We start from the raw sequence: 11,649 nt of genomic DNA on the forward strand, positions 1-11,649 counted from the left end.
TCCAGCCGGAGCCGTCCTGAACGAGCGAGCCGTCGTCAACATAGGCGAACCCGGTGTCGTCGTGCGTGATCTTGCCTGCCACGCTCACCAGCAGGCCGATGTTGTTCACGCCGATGCCGCCGGTGACGCCGATCGTGTACGCGTTCAGCGCGCCTCCGCCGAGGTGCTTCGCGCTCATCATCGGCACGAACGGCATGACCCCCGCCCCGGCCGAGACCGCCGTCGCGCCCGCGACGTACCTCTCGCCGTTAGCGTTCGTCTGGATGACGCCCGCCACGTCGGCGGAGTTCCCGACGGCCGGGCCGGATGCCTCCACCCGGATGCCGGACGAGCCGTCCGCTTCCTCGACGTAGATCGTGCCGCCGAAGTTCGCCGTGACCGTCTTGGCGGCCAGCGCGACCTGCTGACCGTCCGAGAGCGCCTTCGCCTGCGCGATCGTGCCGGTCGGCTCGGCGTAGACGTACGGGCCGAGGTCGAGCGAGCCGTTCGCGGCGTTCTCGGCGTTGTAACCTCTCACGTGCAGGTACCAACTCCCGGCCGACGACGCGGCGAGCGGAAGCGTCCCGGCGCTCCACTGAGTCTCCGAGCCTGTCCACGCGTGCGTCGGGCTCTGGTCCCATGCGTAGCGGTAGTACTGTACCTTGCCCGCGCCGAACCCTCCGACCGCCGTGAAGACGAAGGCCGGATCGGCGTAGGCGGTGGACGACGCGCGGTCGCAAGCGACCGTGGACGTGGTGGGAGCGACCGAGAGCGTGTACCTCGACGCGCTCGCCGAGGGCTGGCCCTCGATCGTGCCGTTCCGCGCGTGGATGTGCCTCGTGTACTGGGTATTCGCGGCCAGCCCGCCCTCGTCTATGTAAGAGGCGTTCTTGCCGGCGGTCCCCTTCTCGACGTGCCCGCCGTCCTGCAGGGAGAACGCGGACTCGCAGTCCGACGCGTCGGTGAAGCTCCAGCGTATGGAGGAGGCGCTCTGCGCGGCGGCCGCGCCGATCACCGGGGCGTTCGGAACGGGTACGGAGAACCGCAGGTCGTCGAACCAGCCCTGCTGGTTGACGCTGTAGTTGTGCCCGATGTTGTTTCTCGATATGCCGTAGGTCTCCAGGTTGCCGAAGCGGTCCTGGCTCGCCTTCAGCGCGTCGTCTATGTAGAACTTGATCGCGCCGCTTCCGGAGGGCAGCACGTCAATCTGGTACTTGTGCCAGCCGATGGCCCTCGGCACGATCTGCCCGTTCCAGACCCACGCCGAGCCGTTGAAGACCCCGGCGGAGTAGGTGCTGAAGCTCCCTGGCGCGGCCGAGTACGTGCCGATGTAGATCGAGAACGCCAGCGAGGATCCGTTGTAGCCCCTCACGAACATCCCCTGCCGGCTGTCGTTGTTGGCGGCGGAGTCGTAGAAGTAGCCCTCGTACCTGCCGCTCGTGAACGGCGCCGCGAAGCCCCTGTAGCTCAGGCAGCCGTTCGTGGTGCCGGTACCCACCGTGGCGGTGGCGCTCCCGGCCCCGGTGTACGAGCCGTGGTTCGTGCCGCCGTCGTAGGCCAGGCCGCGGGTCGAGCCGTCCGCGACGACGTCCGCCGTCCACCCGCTCAGGCTGCCGACGCCGTCCTGGTAGATCAGCGCCCAGGTGGTGGCGGAGACGGGGGCGCACTGGGCCGACTCGTTGCCGGAGCCGTCGTAGGCCGAGACGGCGTAGCTGTACGGCGTGTTGCTCGACAGGCCAGTGTTCGAGTAGCTCGTGCCCGTCACGCTGGTGAGGTACGTGCCGTTACGGTAGATCTTGTAGCCGGCGACCCCGACGTTGTCGGTGGAGGCGCTCCACGTCAGGTTCACCTGGGTCATGTTCGGCGCGCTCGCCTGGAGGTTCGTCGGGACGGTCGGCGGCTCGGTGTCTATGACCGCGCTGTTCACCGTGACGTTCTTCGAGCAGGTGGCGCCGAACCAGGCGACTCCGTCGCGAACCATCCGCCAGTCGGTCGTGTAGACACCCGGCGTCGCCGGCGCGGTCATCGTGAACGTGAATGTGTACGTGTTCCCGGGCCTCACGTCGCCGGAGATGGTCCGGCGGGTGGTGCCGGTGAACGGGTCGCTGTCGCCCACCGCGCCCAGCCGGAAAGCCCTGCCCTCGCGCCAGAGGACGCCCCGGTTGCGGAAGGTGATGCTGACGCTGTAGCTCTGGCCCGCCGTCATGGTGGCCGGGATGGTGTCGCTCACGAACTCGTCGGAGTACTTGCCCCACGTCGGCGAAGTCCCGAAGTACGAGCAGATGCCGTTGTACATCCCCCACATCGCCACCGACCGGAAGAAGTCGTCCATGAGATAAAGGGCGTCCTTGTCGCACTTGTCGTGGAAGGCGAGCTCGACGAGGCAGGCCGGCCGGTTCGGGATGCGGATCTCGCCGAAGCCGCCGGCCGAGTCCTTCACGCCGCGGTTGGCGAAAGTGCCGTCGTACATGTCGTAGATGGCGTTCAGGGTGTTGTTGTGCACCGCCAGGGCGAGGTTGTAGCTAGCGGCCTCTTGCTCGGGATGTTCCATCGCCGTGTCGCGGAAGGTCTCCATGCCGGTGCCGCCGCCCGCGTTGGTGTGGTGGGCGATGTAGATCTCCGAGCCCCGGTAGTCGGCGAACAGCGGCCTCGCGCGGATGTCGTCGCTGCTCCGCCCGACGGCCGTCTCCTCGCCGCAGTTGCCGGTGTAGCTCGCCCACACCGAGCAGGGCAGGCCGTTCGACCGCAGCCACGAGTACGCCGCCATCTTCCAGTACGGAAGCCCCTCGTACGGGTTGCAGCAGTGGCTCTCATTGAGCTGCCTCGGAACGTGAACCGTCGCGCCGTCCTGCGTGAGGTACTGGTAGAGGAACTGCATCAGCCGGATGCTGTTCGTGTCTTCGAGCACGGCCTCGCCGAACCCGCACGGGTCCGACCTCTGCCAGTACCAGCCGGAGCCGTTCCAGAAGCGCCCGTGGGACGGGCCGATAGTGATGTTCCGGCCGCCGAGGCCGCTCGCCGTGATGCCCTTGACGAGCGGTTTCGCGGGCTCGCCGACGGTCGGGGCCGGCGGGAGGTATTCCGACAGCAGTTTGCCGTCGTACATCAGTTTGACCTGCGCGATCTTCGGGAAGTCGCCCAGGGTGGCGGTGAACTGCTTGTAGATCAGCTCCAGCGCACCCTCGTCGAACCCGGCGAGCACTCCCGCGGAGAGGCTCACCTCCACGCTCTCCTCGCCGATCACGAGGCCCAGGACGGTCGTTCCGCCCGGTATCGCCGAGGTGTAGCCGAGGACCTTCTCCTCCACGGTGGGCCCCTCGACGAGCCCGCGCACGGCGGCCTCGACGAGGTTCTTGCCCGCCGGCACTTCCCGCTGGACCATCTTCATCCGGTCCTGCAGGTAGAACCGCAGGCCCACGGTGTCGGCGGACGCCGCTGACGCGCACAGAAGCGCCGCGGCGGCGAGTATCATCGCGCACAGTCTGCTCATCTTCACGTCGGTCTCCTTTCCGGTACAAGGCGGAACAGCCGCCGGGACGTTTCACCGGCGGCCATGGTGAGATGCGGCCCGCGCGGGATTGCGCGGGCCGGATTGACTCCCGTTTCTACGGGTATATCACCGCGTCGGCGTCGTTTCTCGGCCTCAGGACGGGTATGTACGCCTCGCCCTGCTTCAGTATCGAGCTGACGCCGGTTATGACGCACTGCTTGCCCTCGGTGAAGGCGGCCGTCAGGCCGGTCTTGTCCACGCGGACGCCGATCCAGCCGGAGCCGTCCTGAACGAGCGAGCCGTCGTCAACATAGGCGAACCCGGCGTCGTCGCGGGTGATCTTCCCGGCGACGCTCACCAGCAGGCCGATGTTGTTCACGCTGATCCCGCCGGTGACGCCGATCGTGTACGCGTTCAGCGCGCCGCCGCCGAGAGCGCTCGTTCTGAGGAGCGGCACGAACGGCATCGCCGCCGCGCCTCCCGCGGAGACTGTCGCGCCCGCGACGTACCTCTCGCCGTTCGCGTTCGTCTGGATGACGCCCGCCACGTCGGCGGAGTTCCCGACGGCCGGGCCGGATGCCTCCACCCGGATGCCTGACGAGCCGTCCGCTTCCTCGACATAGATCGTGCCGCCGAAGTTCGCGACGACCGTCTTGCCGAGCAGGACGACCGCCTGCCCGTCCGAGAGCGCCTTCGCCTGCGAGATCGTGCCGCCCGCGCCGACTACCGTGATGCCGTCGCTGATGGTATCCGTCGAGACGTTACCGGCGGCGTCCCGGAGCTGGGCGTAGACGGTCTTCGCGCCCTCGCCCGCGCTCAGCGACCAACTCTTCGTCGGTGCGTAGGCCTGCCAGGCGCTCCACGCGCCGTTCTCGTTATTGAAGCGCATCTCAACCGCGTCGGTGAACGATACTGCCAGCGTGACGGAGCTCGAGAACGCGTAGGTGTCGCCGTCGTTGATGGTCAGCTCGCCCGTCGGGGGAGAGGTGTCGAGCGTTATCGTGTCGGAGACGGCCGCGGACCAGTTGCCCGAGACGTCCTTGTACTTGACGTAGACGGTCTTCAGCCCGTCGCCCGCCGGGAGCGTGTAGCTCTTGGTGGTCGCGTATGCCTCCGGGGTCGAGTAGTTCACGCCGTCCGCGCTGAACTGCATCTGGGACATCCCGCTCGGGAAGTCCGACGCGGAGAGGTTCAGCGTGACGGACCGGCTGGTGGCGTAAGCCGCCCCGGCGTTGATGCTGATGGTGCAGTTCGTCGGCGCGACGATATCGTAGTAGTCAATCTCGAGCCTCGGGTAGATCCCGACGGCGCCGTAGTTCTCCATGTCGTTGAAGATCTTCGCCATCAGGTTCTCTGTCTCGGCCTGGTTGTAGACCTGGACGCCGCGGTTCTGCTCCGGCAGCCCGCCGGTGTACCCGTTCCACGACCACGTGTAGTCTCCCACCGCGCCGACCGAGCAGGTGGCGAACGTGGTCGAGTAGTTCGCCGCCATGTTGTTCCAGGTGGCGGACCCCTCGTTCCAGTCCGCGGTGACCTTGCGGAGGTCAATGTTCCTCGCGGTGTTCGACGAGCGCAGGTAGCAGTACAGTTTCACCCGCACGCTTCCGGCGGCGTTCACGACGGCGGCCTGAGCGGGCGCGCCGGTCATGTCCCAGCGAACCAGGCCGCGGCGGGCCGCGATGGTCGTCGTCGAGCTCCAGCCGGTCTGCACGGCGGTGTTGTCACCGGCGGCGTCCGGGGCGCCGCTCCGGATGTAGCAGTCGGCGTTGCTCGTCGAGCGCGTCCATGTGTAGTAGGACGGGGTCTGCGTGCTCAGAACGACGGATGCGCTCTTGGCCGAGTAGCTCGGCACGCCGTCATAGGCGTCCACCTGGTAGGTGTAGGACGTCGTGTAGTTCAGGCCGGTGTCCGTGTAGGTCGTGCCGGCGGTCGTTCCCACCTGCGCGCCGTTCCGGTAGACCCTGTAGCCGACGACGCCTATGTTGTCGGTGGAGGCGTCCCATGCCAGCGAGATGCTGCTGGTGGTCGAGCCGGTGCCGCGCAGGTTCTGCGGGACTGTCGGCGGCGACGGGACGGGCGTGGTGGCCTGCGCCGGGTCGCTCCTGCCGGACTCGTTGAAGAAGTCGTCGTAGGCGCTCACCTCGTAGGTGTAGGTGGTGCTCGGCACGCAGCCGCCGTCCGAGTAGGAGGTCGTCGCGCTGGTGCCTATCTTGACGTTGTTCCGATAGATGTAGTAGCCGATCACGCCCCTGTCGTCGGTCGAGGCGTTCCACGTCAGGTTGACGTGCATCTCGTCCTGCGCCGCCGCGGAGAGGCCGGTCGGCACGGTAGGCGCCTGGGTGTCCGGCGTGCCGGTGACGTTTATCGTCTGAGAGGCGACCGGGCCGAACCACTGGAAGCCGTCGCGGACCATCCGCCAGTCGGTGGTGTAGGTCCCGGTGGAGAGCGGCGCCCTCAGCACGAAGGTGAACGTGTAGGTCGAGTTCGGGCCGACCTCTCCGGAGATCGGCTGTCGGGTGGTCGTCGTGCACGGGTCGGAGTCGTCCACCGCGCCCAGGTGGAAGCCCTTCGCGTCGTTCCACAGCACGCCGCGGTTCCGCATCGTGACGTGAACGGTGTACCGCTCGCCGACCGTCATGTTCGCCGGGATGTCGTGGCTCACCAGCTCGTTCGAGTAGTAGGCCCAGGTGGGCGTGGTGCCGAAGTAGTCGCAGACGCCCTTGTACACCGCCCACATGGTGGTGGATCGGAAGAAGTTGTCGCGCAGTTTCACGGCGTCCGTGTCGCAGGAGTCGTGGAACGCCAGCTCGATGAGGATCGCCGCGCGGTCCGGGATGCGTATCTCACCGAACCCGCCGTCCGAGTTGAGGACTCCCCTGTTCGACCAACCCGCGTCGGGGTACTTCGTGCGGATGGCGTCAATCATGGAGTTATTCACGTTGGTGGCGAGAGACTGGCTGACCGCGCCCCAGGCGGCGTGCTCCGTGCCGGCGTCGTAATAGGTGCAGGTGCCGGTGGGGCATCCCGTTCCGAAGCAGTCGCCGGCCGAGCCGTTCGTGTGCATGGATATGTAGATGTCGGAGTTGTCGTAGTCCGACGACAGCGGGCGGGACTGGATCTCGTTCGTGTCGTCGCTGCCGCCCTCTCCGAGGTTGCAGCCCGCCGGGCCGTACACCGAGCAGGGGTACCCGACGTGCTGGAGCCAGTAGCTGGCCCCCATGTGCCACCAGTCGTCGCCGCCGGCCCAGGGAGACGCGCCGTAGCTCTTGTTCGTGCAGCGGACCATCTTGACGGTCGTGCCGTCCTGCGCCAGGTAGGTCTCCAGGTACTGGCAGAGTTCGAGGTTGTGGTAGTCCTCCTGGTTCAGGGGCGAGCAGTAGACCGGCCGGGCCGTCGCCCAGCTGCTGCCGTTCCAGCGCTTGCCGTGGCCGGGGGAGACGGTGATCTTCCGACCGGAGAGGCCGCTCGTGGTGACGACGCGGTCCTTCCCGTCCGCGAGTGCCTGCGCGCTCGGCTGAACCGGGGCGGGCGCCGGGACGAACTGCGAGAGCGCGGTCCCCTCGGCGAGCACCCTGACTTCGCCGGGTATGCCGAACTGCCACAGGGTGCCGCGCACCTGCTCGTAGACCGCCTCCAGCCGGACCTCGTCGAGGCCCGCGCCGACGACCTCCTTCGAGAAGTTGACGACGGTCGTACCGCCGTCCTGGTGCATGCCTATGAGTTTCGTGCCGGGAAGCACCGCGGAGGTGAGCTTCTTCCCGGCCTCGGCCTCCGACGGCGGCGACGCGAGCAGGCTGAGCGCCGAAACGGGATCATAGGCGTCAGCTCGCTCGTAGAACGTCGGGTAGCCCGTCTCGTCGAGGTACATCACCGCCGCCGAGCGGGCGCTCGCGGCCGGCAGCAGCAGGCACAGACAGATCAGCAGCAGCGGCCATTTTGACCCGTGCTTCATTCCGAAACCCCCTTGTACTCCGAAACCTGCGGCCCGCGGCTTCCCTCCCGCCGAGGAGAGGGGCCGCGAGCCGCACGTCGTGTTGATTGCCGGGAGAGCCTTGCGGCCGTCCCTACGGATATATCACTGCGTCGGCGTCGCCTCTCGGCCTCAGGACGGGTATGTAGGCCTCGCCCTGCTTCAGTATCGAGCTGACGCCGGTTATGACGCACTGCTTGCCCTCGGTGAAGGCGGCCGTCAGGCCGGTCTTGTCCACGCGGACCCCGGTCCAGCCGGAGCCGTCCTGAACGAGCGAGCCGTCGTCAACATAGGCGAACCCGGTGTCGTCGTGCGTGATCTTGCCTGCCACGCTCACCAGCAGGCCGATGTTGTTCACGCCGATGCCGCCGGTGACGCCGATCGTGTACGCGTTCAGCGCGCCTCCGCCGAGGTGCTTCGCGTTCATCATCGGCACGAACGGCATCGCCGCCGAACCGCCGGCTGCCAGCGTCGCATCGGCGATGTACCGCTCCCCGTTCGCGTCGGTCTGAATGGTGCCGACGAGACCGGCGGGTGTGCCGGCCGCGGGCCCGGCCGCGTCTACGCGGATGCCGGACGAACCGTCGGACTCCTCGACGTAGACCGCGGAGCCGAAGTTCGCGACGACCATCTTGTCGAACAGGCCGACTGCCTGGCCGTCGGGAAGCGCCTTGGCCTGCGCTATAGTGCCGGTATCCTCGGTGGAGTAGTAGTACGGGCCGAGGTTCAGGGTGCCGTTTGCGGCGTCCTCAGCGTTGTAGCCGCGCACGTGGAAGTACCATGCGCCGGACGCGGAGGCGGTGCGGGCCGTAGTGTCCTCGTCCCATATCTGCTCGCTTCCGGTCCAGGTGTGTGTCGGGGACTGGTCCCAAACGCACCTGTAGTACTCGACCTTGCCCGCGCCGAACCCGCCGACGGCGGTGAACGTGAAGTCGGCCGAACTGCTCCAGGAGCCGGGCGCCTTGTCGCAGGTCACGGTCGAGGTGGTGGGCGGCGCGGAGAGCGTGTACCTGCTCGCCGTGGCGCTGTAGTCGCTGTCGAGCGATCCGTTCCACGCCCGCACCTTGCGGGTGTACAGGGTGTTCGCGGCGAGCCCGGTCTCGGCCCAGGAGGTCGCGGTCCTGTTCTTCCAGCCGGAAGCCGGCCACAACGGGGACTTGATCGCCCCGCCCGCGTCGGCGATGTCGAAGCCGAACACGTTGTTGTCGGCGCGGGTCCACGTCCAGGTTATCTGGCTCGCGGAGTTGGCGGTCGCGCCGCCGACGGCGGGGGCTCCGGGCTTCGTGGCCTCGACCTTGATGTCGTCCCACCTGCGGTCGCCGGTCGTCGAGGTGAGGTTCAGGCCGAGGTACACCCGCCCGACGCCGTTGTTGAAGAAGTCGGTCTGGAGGTTCGGGGTCGCCGAGACGGTCCCTGCTCCGTCCGTCGCCTTCAGGGTGACGGTTCCGACGGGGGATGCGCCGGGGTTGCCGGGTATGACGGTGGTCTCGTAGCGGATCCACGCCGGGTTGCAGTTCGTTGTGGGGTTGCGGCTGCCGATCGCGGTCCAGGCGATGCCGCCTCCGCCTACCGTGCGGTAGTTGTAGGTAGCGTAGCTCGGCGCGTTGTATATGCCGTGCTCTATGAACATGCTGATCGTGCCGTCGGCGGTGAGCCTCAGGGATTCCCTCTGGCTGACGCCGCATACGCCCGACTTATAGCCGCCCTTCAGGTCGTAGTAATAGGCGGAGACCCTGCACTCGGCAAACGGCCTGCTCGCCGCAGTGCGCCACATCTGGCTGGCCGCTGTGCCGGGCGCGAACGCGGAGCCTGCGCCGGGGATCGTGCCTTTGCTCTGGGCCGTGTCGTACACGTAAGTGTTGACGACCGTCCAGTTGTTGAAGCTGGCGGCCCCGTCGAACCCTTCCTCCCAGATGACGGTGTAGGCGGCCGGCGTCATTACGGGCGCGGCCGAGCTCTTGCCGGACTCATTGAGCATCGCGTCGTACGCGGTGACCTCGTAGGAGTAGCCGGTCGCCGCCGACACGGTGCTGTCGGTGTAGCTGGTCCCGGCGCTCGACCCGATCTTGACGCTGTTCCGGTAGATGTTGTAGCCGGTCACGCCGTAGTAGTCGGTCGAGGCGTTCCATGCGAGCGAGACGGCGCTGGCGGTGACCTGCGTGCTGTGCAGGCCGGTCGGCACGCTGGGGGCCACCGAGTCGGGGTCCTGCGTGGTCAGCAGGGCCGCGTCGCTCCTGGCGGACTCGTTCGGCACGACGTCGCAGGCGGTGACCTCGTAGGTGTAGGTCGTGGACGGCGCGCAGGTGTTGTCCGTGAAGCTGGTCGTGGCGCTCGACCCGATCTTGACGTTGTTCCGGTAGATGTTGTAGCTCACCACTGCGACGTTGTCGGTGGCCGCGTTCCAGGTGAGGTTCATGTTGTAGGAGTAGTTCGAGACTCCCGTCAGGCCGGTCGGGGCCGCGGGCGCCTCGTTGTCGGGAGTGCCGGTGACCTCGATGTCCTGGCTGACCGTCGGGCCGAACCAGGTGAACCCTTCGCGGACCATCTGCCAGTCGGTTGTGAACGTGCCGACGGCGTTCGGCGCCTTCAGGTTGAAGGTGAACGTGTAGGTAGCGTTAGGGCCGGCCTCGGCGGTAATGGCCTGCCGGGTGACGGCGGTGAAGGGATCGCTGTCGCCCACCGCGCCGAGCCGGTATCCCTTGGCGTTCTGCCAGAGTACGCCCCTGTTCCTGAGCGTGACGTGGACCGTCCGGATCTCGTTGACCGACATGGCGGTCGGTATGTCGTGGCTGACCAGCTCGGCCGTGTAGAAGTCGTACGTGGGGGTCGTGCCGAAGTACTCGCAGATCCCCTTGTAGACTCCCCACATGGCGGCGGAGCGGAAGAAGTTATCGCGCAGCTTCATAGCGTCCGTGTCGCAGGAGTCGTGGAACGCGAGTTCGATGAGAACGGCCGCGCGGTCCGGGATGCGTATCTCTCCGTAGGCGCCGTTCGAGTTGATCACGCCTCGGTTCTGCCAGGTCGCGTCCACGTACTTCGTGCGGACGGTGTCTATGATGTTGTTGTTCACCGCGGTTGCGAGGGACTGGCTGACGGCGCCCCATGCGGCGTGCTCCGAGCCGGCGTCGTAGTAGGTGCAGCAGCCGACCGGGCAGCCCGTGCCTGAGCAGTCGCCCGCGAGGCCGTTGGTGTGCAGGGATATGTAAATGTCTGAGTTGTCGTAGTCCGACGAGAGCGGGCGGGACTGGATCTCGTTCGTGTCGTCGCTGCTGCCCGAACCGATCGGCGGTGAGGGAGCGTACACGGCCTCGGGATAGCCGATGTTCTGCAGCCAGTAGCAGGAGCCCATGCGCCACCACTGCTCGCCGCCCGCCCAGGGAGACGCCCCCTGGCTCTTGTTCGTGCAGCGCACCATCTTGACGGTCATGCCGTCCTGGAGCAGGTAGGCCTCGAGGTACTGGGCGTTCTCCAGGTTGTGGTAGTCCTCCTCATTGAGGGGGGAGCAGTAGACCGGCCTCGCCGTGGACCAGTAAGAGCCGTTCCACCGCTTGCCGTGGCCCGGGGAGAGGGTGATCTGCCTCCCGGACAGGCTGTTCGTGCTTATCAAGCGGGTCTTCGCGTCGGCAAGCGCCTGGGCGCTCGGCTTGACGTCCGGCGGCTTCGGGACGAACTGGGAGATCAGGTCGCCGTTCACGAGGATGCGGATCTCGCCCTTCATCTCGAACTGCCAGAGGGTGCCCCGGACCTGCTCGTAGAGGTCCGCCATCCGGGCTTCCGAGAGGCCCGCGCCGATGATGTCGGCCGAGAAGTTGACGACCGCGGCGCCGGCGTCCTGGTGTATGCCGATCAGCTTCGTGCCCGCGGGCACGGCTGAGGTCAGCTTCATCCCCGTCTCCTCCTCGGAGGGCGGGGCGGCCAGCAGCTCCAGCGCCGAGACGGGATCGTAGGCCTCGGGGCGCTCGTACGCGGTCGCCGTTCCCGCCTCGTCCAGGTAGACGACGACGGCGGCCGAACATGCGGGCGCGATCAGTGCGAAGGCGGCCGTCGCGGCGACGAGCGCCACGACCAGCCGGTAGAGACGGGTCTTCATCGGAAATCCTCCCTTGCTGTCAACGCGGTTGCGCACCGTAACGATGCGCTCGGGAAAGGCGGCCGGCCAGCGGGTCCTTCATGTGGCCGGCTCCACGTCATGTGCAGTCAAAAAGATCGC

At 67.2% G+C, this 11,649-nt stretch carries 3 protein-coding genes; all 3 read right to left on the reverse strand.

Annotation, left to right across the window (positions count from 1 at the left end; translation table 11 throughout):
- A partial coding sequence (locus KBC96_05785) for a GerMN domain-containing protein (GenBank protein ID MBP6963901.1) occupies positions 1-3,469 on the reverse strand: 3,469 nt, incomplete at its 3' end.
- A 115-nt stretch (positions 3,470-3,584) separates the two neighbouring features.
- Positions 3,585-7,421: an N-acetylmuramoyl-L-alanine amidase gene (locus tag KBC96_05790; GenBank protein ID MBP6963902.1), complete on the reverse strand. Its 3,837-nt coding sequence runs from the start codon at positions 7,419-7,421 to the stop codon at positions 3,585-3,587.
- Positions 7,422-7,533: 112 nt separating this feature from the next.
- Positions 7,534-11,529, reverse strand: a complete 3,996-nt coding sequence (locus KBC96_05795) for an N-acetylmuramoyl-L-alanine amidase (protein ID MBP6963903.1) — start codon at positions 11,527-11,529, stop codon at positions 7,534-7,536.
- Positions 11,530-11,649: the final 120 nt, after the last annotated feature.

Source organism: Armatimonadota bacterium, from assembly GCA_017993055.1.
In the GTDB taxonomy this organism is placed as follows: Bacteria; Armatimonadota; UBA5829; order DTJY01; family DTJY01; genus JAGONM01.